The following is an 18673-nucleotide window of genomic DNA, read 5'->3' as shown; positions in this document are numbered from 1 at the left end:
AAAGCCCTCCTCTAACAAAGGAGAGCTGAGTTATTTCATAGTTGGTTCATAACGTTCTGTAAGCCATGTTCTGTTCCTTTGTACTGCAAACGGCCCACGCCTCGTACTCCGGTGGCAATCATCTATCTACAGGTTATAAAACCTGTCCTTTCCCATCGTTCATTTCCTTGGAAAAGATTCCCCTACCATTATTTGGGTTTCTCGCTCGTGGGGTTTACCTCGTTCCACTCCTATCATTTCTTCAAGGACTTCGTCACTGTGGCACTTTAAAGGTAGTCAAACCATATCCGAAAGGACTTAGGTTTTTTCCCTGCCGTTAAACCAGCCTTACAGCCAGAATACCCTAGCTTATGAATTGGCTAGGCACGAACACTACAGCCATCTCAGGCCGTGCGAGCATGGACTTTCCTCTACAACGTTGGCGTTGCAGCGATTACCCAAACGTTATGACATCCATTAGTATAGTGGAAACAAAAAGATTTTGCAATGTTTTTTTCTATGTAAAATGCTGTAACCTTTTTATCACCAGAAATTATTCGTATAACTTACTTCCAAATACAGCTTTTTCTAAATTCGATAGACGTTTTAAAATGTCCGTATTCGTGTTGTTATATACTGGTTGTGCAACTGGTGTTTGTACAACTGGTTGTTGTGGAACTTGCGTTGCTGCTAGCTTTTGTTCTTCTAGTTCACGCTTTAAACGAGCATTTTGTTGCTTTAATTGCTCAAATTCCTTGTGAAAAGCTTCGTAATCTTTAATGATCATATCAAGAAACTTGTCTACTTCTTCTTGTTGATAACCTCTCATACCTGTTTTAAATTCTTTTTCTAAAATATCTTTTGCCGTTAATTTAATTTTATCCGAAATCATTTTCTTCACCTCAAATTTTTGCCAAAACTTTCATTAACTAAATTTTTTCAGAAACAATGCTTTTTGTCAATCATATATACGAGTACTATATTACATATTACTCAGCATTATTCCACTGTTCCTCTTCTATTATATCTTGTAAATCGGAAAAAAGAATGAAATAACTGTGATAATTTTCTATTTCTCCTTTTTTCTTTGCCGCTTCTACAATATATTTAGGACTCCCTGGTTTTTCTTCATCATATACAGCTAAAAGTGCATCACTTTTTTCAATAAAAAATTGATTTTTTAATTTAAATTGCTCTGGGCTTTCGTACTTTCGTTTTGTGATACTATCAACATGGTCTGCTTGAGAGAGAATAAATTCGTAATATTCACGGTTATCTTCCTTCCAACCTTCTTCTTGTTCTAAAAATGGAGTAAATACCGCTAATTTTAAATCTGGATATTCTACTTGTATTTCAAAAACAACTTCAGCAGCCCATAATTCTACACCTAACTGGCCACTTATTATAACCCACTCTAACCCATCTTCTACAAAAGCAGTTAATTTACGACGCAGCGCCTTTTTTATACATTCTACTCCTGGATGATCATTTTTAAATATTCCAAGTTCAAATGGCTTATAGCCTGTTACTGCAATAACTTTCATATCAACACTCCAATTACAAAAAAAGAACTAGCATTTCGCTAGTTCTAACATATCATTTACTTTTTAAATATTCCACCAACGTTTGGTCCAATATTCGGACCTACTGGTGATACATTGTTTGGTAAAAATGGTGATACATTTGGTCCTGGTCCAAACGGCGATACATTCGGTCCTGGTCCGAATGGGGATATTTGATGACCGTGGTGGTGGTGATGATGACCATGGCCACATGGTCCACATCCGCCGAATCCTGGATCGATTGGGTCCACAACATTTACATTTGAATTTGTTTGCGGGAAGAAGTTTTGGTTTTTAATTTGTTGATGATGTACATGTGTTGTATGCGTCGGGAAAATGTGTGGCACCACCGTTGTTGAAAAAGAATGTGTTACGCATTGTTTCGTCGGATGAATGACAGGAGCAGTTGTACAAATAGGTCCTGTAGGCTTATGCCCTCCAAAGCAAGGATGACAATGATGCATAGTTTTTCTCTCCTCTCTCATAAAAAAATCTGATTACACTTTACAGTATGAGAAAAGAGGGTAAGCCGCTTGTTATATATACCCATTTATTCTAAGGAAATTTGTCTAGTCTTTGATTTTCTATCCAATGCTTTTTATAGACAAACCTTCGACATTACTTACCAAAAAAGCCTCCCACTTGCTTTACAATACCTGTCACTTGATTCATCGCATTCATCATTTGTCCAGCTGTATTCATCATTTTATTTACATCATAGTTACCATCTGAATTTTTAAATTGGGAAACAAAACTAGAAAATTGACTTGGTTGCTGCTGTTGCTTTTGTTTATTTTGTGTCGGATACGGTTGTTTTGGTGGATAAAACATCGCTTGTTGATTGCCATAGGGAGATGGTGGTGGCATATAGTATTGTGAATTTATATAAGGTTGCGGTTGTTGATTCATATACGGTTGCTGCGGTTGATTCATAAACGATACTTCAAATGGCTGGTAATAATTTTGATTTCCATAATGAGGCTCGAAAGGATACATATTATAACGTAAATATGTATCCTTATTATATTGGTACATATTTTGCTGTGCATATGGATTAGATTGCTGATATACGTTAGATTGTTGAAACATGCATTCTCTCCTCCTTCACATAAGTTTCTACATATATAATATGTACTTGTAAAATAATTTGTGTGACGGAGTATCTGTCTATTTTTGTCGGAAGTTTAAATTTTTAAAAAATTATAAAAGAAAACCCTTCCATGCTATGATAAAAAAGAAGAAGATTCTCATGGGGGAGGAATCAACATGGTATTAGGGGATTTAAAACAAGCGTTTTCTCAAAAAAAGGGGTATTACACAGAGAATGTAAATGAATTGTTAGACTTTGCGAGACATTGGTATCTCGAAGGGAAAATATGTATTTCAGATTACCGAACAGTAATAAAAGAACTAGAAATAAACGGGGCAACAAAACCTACAACAGTGACAGAAGCATAAAAAACAAGAGGGTTTTCCCTCTTGTTACTTACATTGCTCAATTATATTTTGCAAAGTATACGAAATGGCTTGATGCGTTTCAAAGAATCGCTTACCTTTACCTTTATTTACAAAGCATTGCAACACATTTGTTTGTAAATTATCGTACACTTGATCAATTTGCTGTACATGTATATACTTCGGTTTTTCTTCCTTAATCCATTCATAAGCTAATTCTTTCCACACTTTTAATTCCTCATCTACCATATCTACAAACGGTTTCATATCCTTATAAAAATCGTATTCAATCATTTCTCTTTTTTTCACATTTGCTTCATTATTATGTTGCATAAGTTTTTCCGAAGACTGTATTAATGCCTCATACTTCATTTTATTCCCACCTTATTATGCACTCACTACGACGTTTTGAAATGCCTTCACCCAATTCCCTTTTTCTTCGTGATGCACTAATTTATTTTCCATATGCTCAATATGCATTTCTGTTATTTCTATCTTGTTGCATATTTTTTCACTCTTATCCTTTAATGCATGATTCATTCTAATCCCTATATTCATTTCCAGCAAATCGAGAGAACTTAACATTTGATCCATTGTTTTCATTACATCTTCCTTCTGAACCATCGCCATATACAAAACGCCTCCTTCTTTGCTTTTCCTTTGTCATGTAATTTCGCCGAATGATTCTTCACTCCTGCCCACATGACAAAACTAGTTGTTATTCGTCAAAGAAATCATTTTGTATGTCATTTATAGAAATGGTAACAATACAAAAAGGAGGTGCATGAAAATGGCAAAGAACAAAAACGAAAAAAAGAAAAAACAAAATAAACAAAATAAACCCGAAACTGGCAATCCAAAATTAGATGGTCCAAACTTCCCTGCTACATAAAGTGAAACTTCTTTAATCTCTTATATTCATTACGTTTTGAGATTAAATGTTTACCACGCATAGTAGGGTTACTTCACATTAAGAAGTCCCGTCTTCATTTATGAAGACGGGACTTCTTTTTTATTATATCACGAACTCATCCATCCTTTTAACAAAACGATTTACGGTGGAAGCAATATAGATTTGCTCCCTCTTTCTTTTATACCATTCTGTTATATCAACTTCACCCGTATACTCTTCTCGTAAAAATAGTTCATTTATTTCCGTATCTCTACAAAACCAATCTCTCATACTTATTTCATCATGTGCAACAGCAGGATAAACTTCTCTAAGAGCTGGTGTACAAGATTTTCTAGCTTCACTTACATAACATTCATAATCTGTTCTTGATCCTGTGTGTATCGTTTGCGATGCAAATCTATGGAATAAACTTTTGTAATTCGGATGGAACAGTAACGCTGCTAATTTCTTTCCTAGTTCTATACGCTTCTGTAACGTTTCAAATTGATAAACTGAAAAACCATACACCTTCCCTTCAACGGTTGGGAATATAACGGCACTAATATGAAGCATTTCTTGTAATTTAAAAAGGGCTGTATGGAATACATGTTTTTTAAAGTATGCATTCTCAATAACTGGTTTTTGAATTTTATTTTGTTCATTTATAATAAGCGCTGTCATAAGTCTATTTATATCTTTTTTCTCCCAAAAATATATCCATTCTTTTTCCATAAAAATGGATACGTTAAAATATTGTAACAAATGGAATAGTGGGATCTGCCTCCTCTTACTTTCTTCGTATAACAACAGCTGAGGAAATGCATCTAAAAAAATAATCCAATTTGCTTCTTCGTAAGTTAAAAACAAATGTTTTTTTACTGTTTGAGGTAAAACAGTAGCATAATATCTCCCTTCTAAATCAGTCATATTCCATCCTGCATTTCTTGAGACCATACTTGCTAAAAAAGCCCACCTAATCTCACTATTTCTTACATAATATTCTTGATAACACTCTGTTCGAGAAATGTTGTCCATATTAGCTATTTCTATTTCCCTCTTAATGTTGTAAACGATTGTTTTTTCCTCTTCTGTACAGACCATCATCTTTTTACGATATTGCTTGATTTTTTCATAATCATTCCATGTAAACATAAAGAAGTCCTCATACCTTTCTTGAAAAAGGTCACATCTTTTTTCATTTTTTGTTATAATCACCTTTGTAAGTAATTCTTAGCAAGTTGGGAGTGGACACACTATGACCATTCGTTACCCAAATGGAAAACGGTACAATCAAGCTTCACAACCTCATAAAACACCAATTAAAAAACATACTTACAGTAATAGAGGTATGTCCCTTGAAGAGGAATTGAATGAAACGAATGAATATTACTTAACCCATAATATTGCATGCGTATATAAAAAACCTACACCTCTTCAAATTGTAAAAGTGGATTACCCCGCTCGAAGTGCTGCAGTGGTAAAAGAAGCGTATTTTAAACAACCTTCTACAACAGATTACAACGGTGTATATAAAGGGAAATACATCGATTTTGAAGCGAAAGAAACAAAAAATAAAACGAGTTTTCCACTTCAAAACTTCCACCTTCATCAAATTGAGCATATGAAGCAAGTAATCGCTCATAATGGAATTGCATTTGTTATTATTAAATTTACACTTTTTGATGAACTTTATTTATTAGATGCAAAACATATTATTGCATTTTGGAATCGTCAAAATACAGGTGGAAGAAAATCGATTACGAAAGAAGAAATAGAAGAGCATGGATCCTTATTATCATGCGGTTATCACCCTCGGATTGATTATATCCGTGTACTAGACACGGTTTATTTTTCGTGATAGAGTCATCACTAAGGCTCTTTTTTCGACTTTTGGGGAGAGAATGAAAGGTAGGAGAAAGTATAATGTCAGATAATTATCGTTCTCGTACAGAACGAAATCATGTAAAAAATCAAAAGCAAGAAACAAATACAGAGAAAAAACCAAAGAAAAAAGGCTCCTTTTTTAAAAAATTCCTTATAGGTTGTCTACTTCTTGGTATCGTTGGTCTTGTAGCTGGCGTGTCCGCTTTCTTTGTTATGGTGAAGGATGCTCCAAAATTAGACAAATCAAAACTTGTCAACCCTTTATCAACAAAGTTTCTTGATAAGAATGGGAACTTTTTCTATGAATACGGTGCTGAAAAACGAACCCACGTTACGTATGATCAAATTCCAAAAGTAGTTGAAAATGCATTCCTTGCAACTGAGGATTCACGTTTCTATGATCATAATGGAATTGATTTTAAACGAACTACAAAAGCAGTTATGGAAAATGTCACTGGGGGATTCGGATCTCAAGGTGGTAGTACGATTACACAACAAGTAGTCAAAAACTATTTTCTAACGATGGACAAAACTGCAAAGAGAAAAGTGCAAGAATGGTACCTATCTTACAAATTAGAGCAACAATACTCTAAACATGAAATTTTAGAAATGTATTTAAATAAGATTAACTTAGGTAACCGTTCGTACGGTATTGCAACAGCAGCAAAAAAATATTATGACAAAGATTTAAAAGACTTACAGTTACATGAAGCTGCAATGCTTGCAGGTTTACCTCAAGGTCCTAATATTTATGATCCTACAAAAAAAGACAACGTTGAAAGAGCTACACAACGTCGAAACGTCGTATTATCATTAATGAATCGACATGGTTATATAACAAAAGCTGAGATGGATAACGCAACGAAAATCCCTGTAACTGAAGGTCTTCAACCATCTTCAGAAGTAACGGAGATGAAGTATCAAGCATTTTTAGATGCTGTTGTAAAAGAAGTTGAAAAAGAATATCCCGATGTAAATATCGGTTCAGATGGTTTAACGATTCATACAACACTTGATCAAGATGCGCAAGATTATGCTGATAAAATTATGGATGGCAATCTTATTAAGTATCCGAACGATCAATTCCAAGGATCATTCGTATTTATGGATACACAATCTGGAGAAGTTCGAGCAATTGGAGCTGGGCGTAAAGAAAGTAAGTCTACTTTCAAAGGTCATAATATGGCCACTGATTTAAAACGCCAAGTTGGTTCAACAATGAAACCAATTTTCGACTACGGTCCAGCAATTGAGAATTTACAATGGTCTACATACCATCAATTAAATGACTCAGAATATACGTATTCCGATGGTAAAAAAATACGAAATGCAACAAATAGTTACAAAGGTGACGTTTCACTACGTGAAGCTTTGAAAAAATCATTAAACATTCCCGCTTTAAAGACAGCTCAAGCGGTTGGTCTTCCTAAGTCACAAGCGTTTGCTGAAGGTTTAGGTATGACATTTAAAGACGGCAAAACATATGAATCAACAGCAATTGGTAGTAACGATAGTTCTCCATTACAAGTAGCAGGTGCATATGCAGCCTTTGGTAACGGTGGGAACTACAATAAACCGCACTTCGTAAAAGAAGTTATCTTCCCAGATGGGAAAAAGAAAAGTTTTAAACCGAAAGAACAACGTGCGATGCAAGACTACACAGCTTACATGGTGACTGACGTTCTTCGTGACGTCGTAAAACCTGGTTCTGGCGGTACTGGTCCAACAGCATACGTTTCAGGTGTTGATGTTGCCGGTAAAACAGGAACACAAAACTTTGATGCAGACGTTATAAAAGAATATGGTATTCCAGCTGATGCAAACAGAGATAGCTGGTTCGCTGGATATACACCGCAATATACAATGGCAGTATGGACTGGGTACGAAAAAAATGGCCCAGAAAACTACATTAGTGATCGTTATACTAGAATTGCACAGCAAATGTTCCAAGTAATGATGAGTAAATTCGCTACAGATAAAACTCGTTTCGAACGCCCTTCTTCTGTACAAGAATTAAATGGTGAATTGTACGTAAAAGGCGCTAAAAAGGATGCAGTGAAACAAATTAAAGTAGATGCACCTAGTGGTCTTAATGTCACTTTCGATGGCGCTAGCACAGTTACACTAAACTGGTCTGGACCAGCAGAAGTTGATGCGTATGCCGCAAGCTATAAAGCGACTGACGGTTCAAGTGGTAGTTTATCAATAAAAGGTACGACAGCTACTCTTGGTGGTATTAAACCAGGCGTTACTTACAGCTTCTCTGTAGTAGCGAAAAAAGGTACTGGAACAAGCCCTGCCGTTGGTGCATCCTTCACTGCGCCTGGAGGAACTCCAGACGCGAAGAAAGCTGAAGATGAGGCTGCTAAGAAGAAGGCTGAAGAAGAAGCTAAGAAAAAAGCTGATGAGGAAGCTCAGAAAAAGGCCAATGAAGACAAATTAAAACAAGAAGAAGCTACTAAAAAAGCTGAAGAAGAAGCTCAGAAACAACAAGAACAACAACGTAAACAACAAGAAGAAGCTCAAAAGAAAGCTGAAGAGGAAGCTAGAAAAAAAGCTGAAGAAGAAGCTAAAAAACAACAAGAACAACAACGTAAACAGCAAGAAGAGGCTCAAAAGAAAGCTGAAGAAGAAGCTAAGAAACAACAAGAGCAACAACAACAAAATACCGGCGAAGATACACCTCACGCAGACGGAAATGTTGTTACAACAGAGTCTTAATACAAAAAAAGAAGTCCTTTCTCTTAACGAGAATAGGACTTCTTTTTTGTTATCATTTTCTTTCCATATAGTTTTTCTATTTCAATATACAACTGCGCTAACTAAATATAAGAATGATAATTATTCGGTTTCTTTATAATGAACGAATATCGCTCTATAAAATTAACTGGTTGCACTTCCAATTCACTCGTAAAATCTTCTATTTTATTCAAACTATGAACAGCTTGCTCATTTAGCCAATATACAATTGATAATAAATGTGCTGCAAAAAGAATCATCGGACCTTCAGCTTCTTGTTTCTTTCTGTTTCGAAATAAAGTAGCAATGTCCTCATGCTTATTTTTCCATACATTCAACATTACCGGAATACTGTTTTCAATTTCATTCCACGGCTCATATTGTCTTTCCATATCATATATAAAATAAGTCTTTTGTATTGTTTCTTCAAATGACTGTTCTGTATAATACGCAATCGAATTTATACTTTCTTTAAAAAATGGTAAGCATCGAAATTCTCTCGGTATTTCTATCACTCGCTCCATCCTTTATTTCCCCTTCATTCGCTTCTTTCCTTCTCGGCATACTTCTAGTAAAGGGCACTCTTCACATTGTGGTCGCTGCGCTTTACAGTGATAACGTCCAAAGAAAATCATACGGTGATGTGTAACGCTCCATTCATCCATCGGAATTTTCTTCATTAATGTCTTTTCTACTTCTAACACCGAATCTTTCCATCTACAAATCGCTAACCGTTTACTCACTCTCTCTACATGCGTATCAACAGCAATTGCCGGAATACCAAACGCTACCGAAACAACTACGTTTGCTGTTTTCCGACCTACACCTGGTAACTTCGTAAGCTCATCTCGATCTTTCGGCACTTCCCCATTGTAATCATCTAATAACATTCTGCACAATTTTTGAATGTTTTTTGCTTTATTTCTATACAAACCAATAGAACGTATATCTTGTTGTAATTCTTCTAGCGAAACACTTAAATAATCTTCTGGTGTTTTATATTTTTGAAATAAATTTTTCGTCACTTTATTTACAAGTGCATCTGTACATTGTGCAGATAATGCTACCGCGATTACTAGTTCAAATGGATTATCATGAATTAATTCACAATGTGCTTCTGGGTACATATCCGCCATTGTGTCTAAACAATAGCGAATTTGCGTTTTATTTAACATATACTTCCTCCTACATTACTGCTCCAACCAATTATAAAAAGGCACTTTTCCAGTAAATTTCGTCTCTTGTTTTGTCGTTTGCTGCGTTCGTTGTTGATTTGCTCTAAATTTCCGTCCTTGGTTTTGGGCTTGATCTACTGTTTTAATACCATTCTTTTTCCATTCAAATAAAATACGATCAATATATCGGAAATTAAGCTTACCACTCATTACAGCTTCCCTGAGGGCCGCTTGAATTAAATTCGGATGATGTTGATCTTGATCTTCCCACATTCCCAACGTTTCACATTCAAATGGAGAAAGTGGTCTTCCAAATTCTTTTTCAAATACTGTATATAAATTTACTTGCAATTGCTTTATTTCTTTTTGTTCTTCCTCTATTGATTCATTCATTAAGAAATGCAATATTTTTTCCCATAGCGGTTGTAAAGAATAACTTTCACACATCATCGCTTCTGATTTTTGTCCACCTTCTAGTGATAAAAAACCTTTTTGAATCAATGCCTGAATTACTTCCATACATTTCATTTCGGTAATCGTCATCCGTTCTGAAATCTCTGACGGAGTCGGAAATGAATTGCCCGATTCTAAAAATGTATGTACATGAAGTACAACCATAAATTCTGTTTCATTTAACCCTAATTTTTTATAATGCATCATAAGTAATTTTGGAATTGCAATGCTTCCCTGCTCAAACCACTGTAACATCATTTTCTTTTTCATCACCAAACACCTCGCTCTCTAGTATAACACACCTTTCGCTATTTCTTTTTGCCACAATTCGTCAAAAAAACCTCCCTATTATGTAGGAAGGTTTTTGTATTACATTAATAAAATATACAATTAAGCTTGCACTTTACTTTTCATAAACGTGTGAATACGTTCTAATGCTTTCTCCACTTGTTCAAGAGATGTCGCATATGATAAACGAACGTTATTTGGAGCACCAAATCCTGTACCTGGTACAAGAGCTACTTTTTCCTCTTCTAATAGAGCTTTTGCCCAATCATCAACAGTTTCGTATCCTGATAAAGCTACTGCTTCTTTTACATTAGGGAATAAGTAAAATGCACCTTGTGGTTTAATGCAAGTAAAGCCAGGGATTTGAATTAATTTATCATAAATAATGTTTAATCTCTCTTCAAATGCTTGACGCATTGTTTCTACAGGTTCTTGTGAGCCTGCATATGCCGCGATTGCGCCGTATTGAGCGATTGAAGTAGGGTTTGACGTACTATGACTCGCTAAGTTCGTCATCGCTTTAATAAACTGCTTATTTCCTGCTGCATATCCAATACGCCATCCTGTCATAGAATGAGATTTAGATACACCATTAATAATAAGTGTTTGTTCTTTTAATGCATTAGAAAGCTGGGCAACCGAAGTATATTCTGCTCCACCATAAATTAATTTCTCATAAATTTCATCTGAAACGATTAAAATATTGTGTTCTAAACATACTTCTCCAAGCTGTTGTAATTCTTCTTTGCTGTAAATCATTCCTGTTGGATTGCTCGGTGAATTAATAATAACTGCTTTCGTTTTCTCTGTAATTGCCTCACGCAGCTGCTTCGCTGTAATTTTGTATTCATTATCTTCAAGGCCGTCTACATAAACTGGCTTACCACCAGCAAGCTTTACTTGTTCCGGATAACTTACCCAGTATGGCGTAGGGATGATAACTTCATCACCTTCATCAAGTAGTACTTGGAATAATGTATATAATGCATGCTTTGCGCCGTTACATACAATAATTTCAGACGGATCATACGCAATTCCTTGATCACGAGTAAACTTCTTCACAATTTCTTGTTTTAACGCTTGTAACCCACCTGTTGGTGTATATTTCGTATGTCCTTCTAACATCGCTTTATGTGCAGCATCCATAATATGTTCTGGCGTATTAAAGTCAGGTTCTCCTGCCCCTAATCCAATTACATCATGACCTTCTGCTTTTAATGCTTGTGCCTTTGCTGTAATTTCTAAAGTTGCAGATGGTGTTAAAGCAGCTACTCGCTTTGCTAATTTCATTTGTAGTTCCCCCTACATCTATTTTTCAATGCTGTAGTGACCAGCATAATCCCCATTTTGAAACTCTAAATAATAATACGTATAACGATCTTCCTGATCAATATATGTAATTTCCCACAACGGAATATCGTTTTGAGCACCTAATTTTACTTTTGTAATTTCTTTTGGCTTTGGCTTCGGCTCATCGCCTTTTCCTGTAGCTTGTTCAGCCAACTTTTGCAAAGCTTCTTTTTCAGAAATACCTTCACTCTTTTTCTTCACAAGGACATTCCCTTTTTTATTAGGCACCCAAACAATAATTTGTTCTCCTTTTTCGTCTGCACCTTGTACGACTGTATATGAAGAATTTCCGTTATAATAATCAACAGATTTTACTTTTGTAAGCTTTGCCTTTTCTTTCGCAATTTCTACAGATTTTTCCTCTTTAGGGATTTTCTTTTCCATTGCTTTATTATAAACATACGCCCCATATATTCCGCTAGCAACGATTACGATAACGATTGCAAAGATCCACTTTTTCATTGTATCACTACGTTCTGTAAATCGTAAATACAGCTGTTTCTTTATCTTTTTCGTCTAATGCTAATCCGAACATGAGGTCCTGCTCTTTTAACGTACGATTCAAACTATCAACGATTTTATACAAGTCAGACGAATATTTAATACGCGTCGTTGATAGGACTTCGATTTTCTTATCCATGAAAAAACTCCTCCGTTACACAAAAATTTCTAATTATAGAAGAACGCAATGCGGTTACAATAAGAGTACATTCTTTACAACCCCTGCTTCATCACCCATCTATTATAGCAGGACATGTACAGCAAAAAAAGGTTTCAAGTCGAAAACCGATACATTTTGTATACAAGAAGTAAGAAAAATAAAATTCCTCCTACCCACATTTTTTACGCCTGAAGTTTACACGCACTTCAGGCGTATTTTTCCTTCCAATTTTATTCAATTGGCCGTTCCTTTAATTGTTCTAACAATTCTTCTAGAGGGCCTTCATAAAGCGGAACAGTTGGAATTGATTGTAAAAAACGTTTTCCATAGGAAGCGCTTGTCAAACGACGATCTAGTACAAACACCGTTCCGGTATCTGTACTTGTTCTAATAAGACGACCAAATCCTTGTTTGAAACGCAGTATTGCTTGCGGGAGTGCTAACTTAGCGAATACGTCCTCTCCTTGATTTTTTAACCACTCTCCTTTTGCTTCCATCATCGGTTGATGAGGAGGCGTAAAGGGAAGGCGGACAATAACAAGACAACTAAGGGCATCTCCAGGTATATCTATCCCTTCCCAAAAACTACTTGTTCCTAATAAAATTGATTTATCGAACTCTTGAAACTTACGAATGAGACGACTTCTGCTCTTATTATTCACACTTTGCGTTAATAATAAATAGCCTTCTAATTCCTCATCATTTTTCAAATTCGTATACGCTTCTTTCAACATTTCATACGAAGTGAACAAAACAAGCATTCTACCTTCTGTAGCTTTCGCTATTTTTGCAATATGAGCCGACACAGATTCAATATATTCTTCATTACTTGCTTGCTTAATAAAGGGCACATCCGTTGAAACCATTAATTTCATCTGTTCTTCAAAATGGAATGGTGATGGGACCTGTAATGTATTTGGAGCAAAATCATGTAAGCCTAGCTCTTCTTTTATATAGTCAAATGAATCGTTTACTGTTAGCGTTGCTGATGTGAAAATAACACTCTTTTTCTCTGTTAAAAATTCATCAGCAAATCTTTCACCAATATGAACAGGTTGCCCATATAAAACAGTTGAATGAATGGTTCCCTTCGTTTCAGTTTCCATCCATGTCACATATGAATTTTTTTCTAAAATGAGTACTTGTAAAGATTGCGCCATCTTTCTCAACAACTCAATTAAATGCATAAATTCACCTGTAACAACATGCATTTCCCATTCTAATTTACTTTGCAATATATCAACTTGCTTCTCAAGTGTAGAGAGTAATTTTCTTACATCATATACAAAGCGATTTGTTAACTCGGTAATACTATCCCATAACTTACCTTTCTCTACTTCCGTGTTATATCGATAAATGAGTGGCATATTGCTGATCCCTTGTTCCTGCTTTGTTTGTTTAAAGATGAATGCACGTAACATTTGGAATAGCTCATCCGCATCAAATTTCAATTCCTTCAAACTATGACTTACCATGCGGAAAGTAGAACGGGAGGCTTGCTCTGATTTTTTCATCATTTTATATACTTTAGAAAGTACATCATCTGTTTCTAGCGTACCAAGACGAGATAAAACTAGCTGGAAATACATACAGGAGAACTGTTCACCTAATGTTCTACTCGCTGCTTCCTCGATATGATGAGCCTCATCAAAAATAATATGCTCACATGAAGCAAACAGTGGTTCTTCACTTGAAAAATCTTGAAATAATAACGCATGATTTGTAATAACGATATCTGCAAATAATGCTCTATTCTTTGCTCGTTGATAAAAACAACGACTAAACCAGTTGCTTTGCATCCCACCCGGACTATGTACATCACTACAAATCCGGTTCCAAAGTAACTTTCCGCCCTCAGGAATATTTAATTCATCACGATCGCCCGTTTCCGTTTGCAATAACCACACTAAAATTTTTGCCTTCGTGAGCGCCATATCATAATTCTTCTCTTCTTCTTGCAAAGCATATTCAAATTTATGTAGACAAAGATAATGCTTTCTTCCTTTCAGAAGAGCTACTTCAAATGAAAATGGCATTATTTTCTGTAATAATGGAATTTCTTTTTCTAGTATTTGTTGCTGCAGTTGTACAGTTTGGGTACTTATGATGACAGGTTCTTCTTTTTTCTTTGCAAAATAAATACTTGGAAGCAAATATGCAAGAGTCTTTCCTGTTCCTGTTCCTGCTTCAATTAGTGAAAACCTAGAATCTCTTAGCGCTGTATATATTTCCTTCATCATACTCTGTTGGCTTTCTCTTTTTTCAAACTTTGGCATATTCGACTCAAGTTTATCAATTATCTTATGCAAGAAAGCATCAAATTTAAATGCACATGTTTCACTTAAGTTTAAAGAATAATTCCGTTTTCGAAGGGCAATATTTCGATACACTTCATATCCCTCTGCTCCTTTTTTACCATGCATCATTTTCTTTAAAATATTTTCAGAAAGCACATCCGCTATATCACTTTGAAACACATCACTCAATTCATAAAGCGATTGCAAGGTGACAAGGGGTAACTTCTCAATTTCATTTAAAAATTGTAAAAACAATTCCGCTGTTGCAAGAGCATCACTATCCGCACGATGCGGTTGATCATGCTCTAATTCGTGTTGTTTAGCTAAATCACGTAATTTATAACTATCAGCCGTCGGCAAAAGAATTTGCGCCAACTCAACTGTATCAACTTTTGGACAATGTATTTCTGTATATCCAGCCTGCCTTAATTCTTCCGTTAAAAAATTCCAATCAAAGTGAACGTTATGTGCAACGAAAGCTGCACCTTGTAATAGCTCAACAACCATTGGGGCTACATCTTCAAATAACGGGGCTTGCTTAACCATACTTTCATCAATCCCTGTTAACTCTGTAATAAATGGTGGAATCTCTCTCTTCGGATTAATAAAAGATGAAAAAATCTCTAATATCTCTCCATCTTCCACTACAACAGCTGCAATTTGGGTAATTTTATCTTTCCCATCCTTCCAGGAGTTCCCTGTCGTCTCTAAATCCACAACGACATAACGCTTACTCATATATGTAACACCTCAATTTCTTACCTATCAAACAGAAAATTATATAATGTTACTATACCACGTTTTATCTCATCTTAATGAAAAGATGCACAAAAAAGGCTATCTCCATAATAGAGATAGCCTTCTTACTTATAATATCGTAACCGCTTTTTCAGCACCTAACATTTCAATAATTTGATTATCATCGTCTAATACTGCAATTTTCGGCTCTTGTTTATGAATATTTTCTTCTGCCACTAAAACGTAGCAAATAATAATAACTTTATCTCCTGGCTGTACAAGCCTTGCAGCTGCACCATTCAAACAAACAACACCGCTACCACGTTCTCCTTTAATAACATATGTCTCTAAGCGAGCACCATTATTATTATTTACAATTTGGACTTTTTCGTTTTCTACAATATTTACTGCATCCATTAAATCTTCATCAATTGTAATACTACCTACATAATTTAAATTTGCTTCTGTTACTGTTGCGCGATGTAGCTTCGCTCTCATCATTGTGCGAAACATAGATGCTCCCCCTTATTTAACCGTTAATGTTATATTGTCAATTAATCGTACATTGTCAAATTTAACTGCAATTGCTAAAATGATTCGTCCTTCAATTTTATCCACTACTTGTAGTGAAGGATACGCATATAAATCAGCATAATCTACAGTGCCTTTCGTATATGTCTCAATATACTCCTTCACAAGAGTTGTAATGATTTCTGCATTACGTTCTCCTGTCTCAATTCTTTCTTTCGCTATACATAGACTGCGGTATAAATGAGGAGCCTCTTCACGCTCTTCTGGTGATAAATACACGTTACGAGAACTTTTGGCTAATCCATCTTCTTCCCTTACAATATCCACCGGTACGATTGTAACCGGAATATTAAAATCAGCGACAAATCCTTCAATGACAGCAACTTGCTGTGCATCTTTCATACCGAAATAAGCACGTGTTGGCAATGTAATATTAAATAGTTTCATTAGTACAATCGCAACACCAGCGAAATGACCAGGTCTTTGTTTTCCGCATAACACATCGGTACGCTTCACAACTTCTACCGTTGTCGTTTGTTCTGCTGGATACATTTCTTCTACGCTCGGATAAAATAAATAATCTACACCGTTTTCTTTTGCTACATTTTCATCTCTATCAATATCACGAGGGTATCGATCTAAATCTTCATTTGGTCCAAACTGTAGCGGATTAACAAACACGCTTAAAACTACAATTTCATTTTCTTCTCTTGCCTTACGTAATAAAGTCGCATGACCTTCATGTAAATAACCCATCGTTGGGACAAAACCAATACTTTTTCCACTTGCACGTAGTTCGTTTGTAATTTGCTGCATCTCTTGCACTGTATTTATGATTTTCATTATTGTTTTCCTCCGTATAATGCTAAACATTCTTCCTCTTTCATTGTGAATGAATGTTTTTCTTCCGGAAATTGACCTGTCTTTACTTCAGTTACGTATTGTGAAATCCCTCGCACAATCTCCTCTTGAACAGACGTATATTGCTTCACAAATTTCGGAACACGATTTACGCCATATGAGATAAGATCATGATAAACGAGTACTTGCCCATCCACTTTTTGTCCTGCTCCAATTCCAATCGTTGGAATTGTTAGTTGCTTCGAAATAAATTCTGCTAGCTGCATTGGCACACATTCTAATACAAGTGCTATCGCACCAGCTTCCTCACATCTCTTCGCATCTTCTATTAATTTTTTTGCACTTTCAGCATCTTTTCCTTGTACTTTATAGCCACCTAACACTCCTACAGATTGAGGAGTTAAGCCTAAGTGTGCCACGACAGGAATTCCCGCACTCGTCAAGTAATGAATAGTTGATATCACTTCTCCTGCACCTTCTACCTTCAGTGCATGAGCACCACTCTCTTGAACGATGCGGCGTGCATTCACCATCGTATCTTGAGGCGACACATGATACGACATAAATGGCATATCAGTTACAATAAACGTCTCTTTCGCTCCTCGGCGTACAGCTTTCGTATGATGAATCATATCCTCTACTGTTACAGGTACTGTTGAATCATAGCCGAGCACAACCATCCCAAGGGAATCTCCAACTAAAATCATATCAACTTCCGCTTCTTCTGCTAACTTAGCAGATGGATAATCATACGCCGTTAGCATTGTAATCGGCTCACCTTGCTCTTTCATTTTCAAAAAATCTGTTTTTGTTTTCAAAAACTACTCCTCCTTTATACAGGAGAGAGGAGATGGCCGAAATCATATAAAAAACCCCTCTGGCCATAAAAGGGCAGAAGGGTTGTGTGTTAGTCGGCATTATTCATCCCTCTGTCCCAGTCCGTTATTGGATCAAGGCAGAATCCAAGTTATTATTTTTCGTATTGCTTCGAATCATAGTGCAGTTCGCTCTGATACTGCCCACATTCGAACTAATTATAGCAAACTCCAAAAAGGAATTACTACATTTTTTTGAAAAAATAATTTTTATTCTTATTACGGTATGTGAAATTTATAAGTGAACGATTCAATCATAGAAAGATAAACTTTTTAAATACATGGTATAACTCATAAAATAATGATGCAGGTTAATTGAGGAGATATACTTACAAAAGGAGAATTGCGAATGTCTATAAACAAATGGTTATTTCGATTCATCGGTTTTCTTGTGATGCTTGTGGTAATAACAACTTTAAATTCCCTCAATGTATTTGCCTCAGTTAACAACTTGGCACAACCTATTGCGTCAGCGAAAGTGATTGAAGTTGAGCTAAACGATGATTACTTTAATCCAAACGTCATCACGATTCCAATTAACGAATCAACAACATTACTGTTGAAAAATAAAGGTAAGAGTGAGCATACCTTTACAATCAAAAAACTCGGTATTGATGTCGTCGTCGAGTCAGGAAAAGAAAAAAACATTACCGTGAAACCTAACAGTGCCGGTACATATGAATTAATATGTCGATACCATCTCCTCAAAGGAATGGAAGGTAAAGTAATCGTCAAATAAGAAGCAAACTCAACTGGACGATCTTTTAAAATAAAACTTAAATATTAAAAGATTTTATTAATATGGAAATAAAAAAGAAGTTCCAAAAGTAAAATGTACCCTATAGAATAGACACTTAAAAAAAGTCTATTCTATAGGGTCTTTCTTGTATAATGAGAGAAAAATGAGAATCGGAGAAATTTCAAAATGACGAA

Annotated in this window: 21 protein-coding genes, 1 other RNA gene and 1 pseudogene; 5 read left to right on the top strand and 18 right to left on the bottom strand. The window is 35.6% G+C overall.

Annotation, left to right across the window (positions count from 1 at the left end):
- Positions 1 to 54: 54 nt before the first annotated feature.
- From rnpB to PDQ33_RS09325, 5 genes are all read right to left on the bottom strand, one after another.
- An RNA gene (gene rnpB, locus PDQ33_RS09345) (RNase P RNA component class B) lies at positions 55 to 445 on the bottom strand.
- Positions 446 to 532: 87 nt separating this feature from the next.
- On the bottom strand, positions 533 to 871 hold the full coding sequence (gene gpsB, locus PDQ33_RS09340) for a cell division regulator GpsB (protein WP_000622430.1): 339 nt from the start codon (positions 869 to 871) through the stop codon (positions 533 to 535).
- A 97-nt stretch (positions 872 to 968) separates the two neighbouring features.
- A complete protein-coding gene (locus PDQ33_RS09335; RefSeq protein ID WP_000862921.1) occupies positions 969 to 1523 on the bottom strand; it encodes a DUF1273 domain-containing protein in 555 nt (184 codons plus the stop codon).
- A 56-nt stretch (positions 1524 to 1579) separates the two neighbouring features.
- Entirely contained in the window at positions 1580 to 2005 is a 426-nt protein-coding gene (locus tag PDQ33_RS09330) for a CotD family spore coat protein (protein WP_000546265.1), read from the bottom strand.
- Between the two features lie 154 nt (positions 2006 to 2159).
- Positions 2160 to 2630 (bottom strand): YppG family protein, encoded by a 471-nt coding sequence (locus PDQ33_RS09325; RefSeq protein WP_000487700.1) that lies wholly within the window; start codon positions 2628 to 2630, stop codon positions 2160 to 2162.
- A 177-nt stretch (positions 2631 to 2807) separates the two neighbouring features.
- Between PDQ33_RS09325 and PDQ33_RS09320 the strand changes: the two genes are divergently transcribed.
- Positions 2808 to 2999: a YppF family protein gene (locus PDQ33_RS09320; RefSeq protein WP_000242664.1), complete on the top strand. Its 192-nt coding sequence runs from the start codon at positions 2808 to 2810 to the stop codon at positions 2997 to 2999.
- A gap of 24 nt (positions 3000 to 3023) precedes the next feature.
- On the opposite strand, the gene PDQ33_RS09315 is transcribed toward PDQ33_RS09320, so the two are convergent.
- Both PDQ33_RS09315 and PDQ33_RS09310 read right to left on the bottom strand, forming a co-directional pair.
- Positions 3024 to 3368 carry a YppE family protein gene (locus PDQ33_RS09315; RefSeq protein WP_000872959.1) on the bottom strand — a complete coding sequence of 115 codons (345 nt, stop codon included), beginning with the start codon at positions 3366 to 3368 and terminating at the stop codon, positions 3024 to 3026.
- A gap of 15 nt (positions 3369 to 3383) precedes the next feature.
- The gene (locus PDQ33_RS09310) at positions 3384 to 3626 is read right to left on the bottom strand and encodes a hypothetical protein (protein WP_001252039.1); all 243 of its coding nucleotides are present in this window, start codon (positions 3624 to 3626) and stop codon (positions 3384 to 3386) included.
- 85 nt (positions 3627 to 3711) lie between these two features.
- On the opposite strand from PDQ33_RS09310, the gene PDQ33_RS09305 reads away from it, so the two are divergent.
- Entirely contained in the window at positions 3712 to 3888 is a 177-nt protein-coding gene (locus PDQ33_RS09305) for a hypothetical protein (RefSeq protein ID WP_001982922.1), read from the top strand.
- Between the two features lie 123 nt (positions 3889 to 4011).
- Here PDQ33_RS09305 and PDQ33_RS09300 read toward each other — a convergent pair whose 3' ends face one another.
- On the bottom strand, positions 4012 to 5040 hold the full coding sequence (locus tag PDQ33_RS09300) for a DUF2515 domain-containing protein (protein WP_000495633.1): 1029 nt from the start codon (positions 5038 to 5040) through the stop codon (positions 4012 to 4014).
- A 103-nt stretch (positions 5041 to 5143) separates the two neighbouring features.
- On the opposite strand from PDQ33_RS09300, the gene recU reads away from it, so the two are divergent.
- Positions 5144 to 5746, top strand: a complete 603-nt coding sequence (recU, locus tag PDQ33_RS09295; RefSeq protein WP_250669729.1) for a Holliday junction resolvase RecU — start codon at positions 5144 to 5146, stop codon at positions 5744 to 5746.
- A 65-nt stretch (positions 5747 to 5811) separates the two neighbouring features.
- Positions 5812 to 8493: a PBP1A family penicillin-binding protein gene (locus PDQ33_RS09290; protein ID WP_250669728.1), complete on the top strand. Its 2682-nt coding sequence runs from the start codon at positions 5812 to 5814 to the stop codon at positions 8491 to 8493.
- Positions 8494 to 8516: 23 nt separating this feature from the next.
- On the opposite strand, the pseudogene PDQ33_RS09285 reads toward PDQ33_RS09290, so the two are convergent.
- The 10 genes and pseudogenes from PDQ33_RS09285 to panB all read right to left on the bottom strand — a co-directional run bounded on the left by PDQ33_RS09285 (position 8517) and on the right by panB (position 17683).
- Positions 8517 to 9035, bottom strand: a pseudogene (locus PDQ33_RS09285) (YpoC family protein).
- 3 nt (positions 9036 to 9038) lie between these two features.
- The gene (gene nth / locus PDQ33_RS09280; protein ID WP_000933025.1) at positions 9039 to 9686 is read right to left on the bottom strand and encodes an endonuclease III; all 648 of its coding nucleotides are present in this window, start codon (positions 9684 to 9686) and stop codon (positions 9039 to 9041) included.
- A gap of 15 nt (positions 9687 to 9701) precedes the next feature.
- A complete protein-coding gene (gene dnaD / locus PDQ33_RS09275) occupies positions 9702 to 10409 on the bottom strand; it encodes a DNA replication protein DnaD (protein ID WP_000728540.1) in 708 nt (235 codons plus the stop codon).
- A gap of 120 nt (positions 10410 to 10529) precedes the next feature.
- Complete coding sequence (aspB, locus tag PDQ33_RS09270) at positions 10530 to 11717, bottom strand: aspartate transaminase AspB (protein ID WP_270755426.1); 1188 nt, start codon at positions 11715 to 11717, stop codon at positions 10530 to 10532.
- Positions 11718 to 11735: 18 nt separating this feature from the next.
- Positions 11736 to 12239, bottom strand: coding sequence for a cell wall elongation regulator TseB-like domain-containing protein (locus PDQ33_RS09265; RefSeq protein ID WP_074543005.1), 504 nt, complete (start codon positions 12237 to 12239; stop codon positions 11736 to 11738).
- A gap of 7 nt (positions 12240 to 12246) precedes the next feature.
- The gene (locus PDQ33_RS09260; RefSeq protein WP_000358352.1) at positions 12247 to 12417 is read right to left on the bottom strand and encodes a YpmA family protein; all 171 of its coding nucleotides are present in this window, start codon (positions 12415 to 12417) and stop codon (positions 12247 to 12249) included.
- Between the two features lie 251 nt (positions 12418 to 12668).
- Entirely contained in the window at positions 12669 to 15473 is a 2805-nt protein-coding gene (gene dinG / locus PDQ33_RS09255; protein ID WP_250669724.1) for an ATP-dependent DNA helicase DinG, read from the bottom strand.
- Positions 15474 to 15602: 129 nt separating this feature from the next.
- Positions 15603 to 15986: an aspartate 1-decarboxylase gene (gene panD, locus PDQ33_RS09250; RefSeq protein ID WP_270755431.1), complete on the bottom strand. Its 384-nt coding sequence runs from the start codon at positions 15984 to 15986 to the stop codon at positions 15603 to 15605.
- A 12-nt stretch (positions 15987 to 15998) separates the two neighbouring features.
- Positions 15999 to 16847, bottom strand: a complete 849-nt coding sequence (panC, locus tag PDQ33_RS09245) for a pantoate--beta-alanine ligase (protein WP_000691778.1) — start codon at positions 16845 to 16847, stop codon at positions 15999 to 16001.
- Positions 16847 to 17683 carry a 3-methyl-2-oxobutanoate hydroxymethyltransferase gene (gene panB, locus PDQ33_RS09240; RefSeq protein ID WP_000853114.1) on the bottom strand — a complete coding sequence of 279 codons (837 nt, stop codon included), beginning with the start codon at positions 17681 to 17683 and terminating at the stop codon, positions 16847 to 16849. The genes panC and panB overlap by 1 nt, the downstream gene beginning before the upstream one ends.
- 406 nt (positions 17684 to 18089) lie before the next feature.
- Between panB and PDQ33_RS09235 the strand changes: the two genes are divergently transcribed.
- Positions 18090 to 18479, top strand: coding sequence for a cupredoxin domain-containing protein (locus PDQ33_RS09235; protein WP_000026412.1), 390 nt, complete (start codon positions 18090 to 18092; stop codon positions 18477 to 18479).
- Positions 18480 to 18673 lie beyond the last annotated feature (194 nt).

The sequence above is a fragment of the Bacillus cereus group sp. Bc031 genome, from assembly GCF_027716265.1.
Taxonomy (GTDB): Bacteria; Bacillota; Bacilli; order Bacillales; family Bacillaceae_G; genus Bacillus_A; species Bacillus_A paranthracis.
This window is presented reverse-complemented; position numbering and strand designations above follow the sequence as displayed.

Coding starts and splice junctions, on each gene's coding strand:
- gpsB (WP_000622430.1), bottom strand. CDS start 871: ATGATTTCGGATAAAATTAAATTAACGGCAAAAGATATTTTAGAAAAA.
- PDQ33_RS09335 (WP_000862921.1), bottom strand. CDS start 1,523: ATGAAAGTTATTGCAGTAACAGGCTATAAGCCATTTGAACTTGGAATA.
- PDQ33_RS09330 (WP_000546265.1), bottom strand. CDS start 2,005: ATGCATCATTGTCATCCTTGCTTTGGAGGGCATAAGCCTACAGGACCT.
- PDQ33_RS09325 (WP_000487700.1), bottom strand. CDS start 2,630: ATGTTTCAACAATCTAACGTATATCAGCAATCTAATCCATATGCACAG.
- PDQ33_RS09320 (WP_000242664.1), top strand. CDS start 2,808: ATGGTATTAGGGGATTTAAAACAAGCGTTTTCTCAAAAAAAGGGGTAT.
- PDQ33_RS09315 (WP_000872959.1), bottom strand. CDS start 3,368: ATGAAGTATGAGGCATTAATACAGTCTTCGGAAAAACTTATGCAACAT.
- PDQ33_RS09310 (WP_001252039.1), bottom strand. CDS start 3,626: ATGGCGATGGTTCAGAAGGAAGATGTAATGAAAACAATGGATCAAATG.
- PDQ33_RS09300 (WP_000495633.1), bottom strand. CDS start 5,040: ATGTTTACATGGAATGATTATGAAAAAATCAAGCAATATCGTAAAAAG.
- recU (WP_250669729.1), top strand. CDS start 5,144: ATGACCATTCGTTACCCAAATGGAAAACGGTACAATCAAGCTTCACAA.
- PDQ33_RS09290 (WP_250669728.1), top strand. CDS start 5,812: ATGTCAGATAATTATCGTTCTCGTACAGAACGAAATCATGTAAAAAAT.
- nth (WP_000933025.1), bottom strand. CDS start 9,686: ATGTTAAATAAAACGCAAATTCGCTATTGTTTAGACACAATGGCGGAT.
- dnaD (WP_000728540.1), bottom strand. CDS start 10,409: ATGAAAAAGAAAATGATGTTACAGTGGTTTGAGCAGGGAAGCATTGCA.
- aspB (WP_270755426.1), bottom strand. CDS start 11,717: ATGAAATTAGCAAAGCGAGTAGCTGCTTTAACACCATCTGCAACTTTA.
- PDQ33_RS09265 (WP_074543005.1), bottom strand. CDS start 12,239: ATGAAAAAGTGGATCTTTGCAATCGTTATCGTAATCGTTGCTAGCGGA.
- PDQ33_RS09260 (WP_000358352.1), bottom strand. CDS start 12,417: ATGGATAAGAAAATCGAAGTCCTATCAACGACGCGTATTAAATATTCG.
- dinG (WP_250669724.1), bottom strand. CDS start 15,473: ATGAGTAAGCGTTATGTCGTTGTGGATTTAGAGACGACAGGGAACTCC.
- panD (WP_270755431.1), bottom strand. CDS start 15,986: ATGTTTCGCACAATGATGAGAGCGAAGCTACATCGCGCAACAGTAACA.
- panC (WP_000691778.1), bottom strand. CDS start 16,847: ATGAAAATCATAAATACAGTGCAAGAGATGCAGCAAATTACAAACGAA.
- PDQ33_RS09235 (WP_000026412.1), top strand. CDS start 18,090: ATGTCTATAAACAAATGGTTATTTCGATTCATCGGTTTTCTTGTGATG.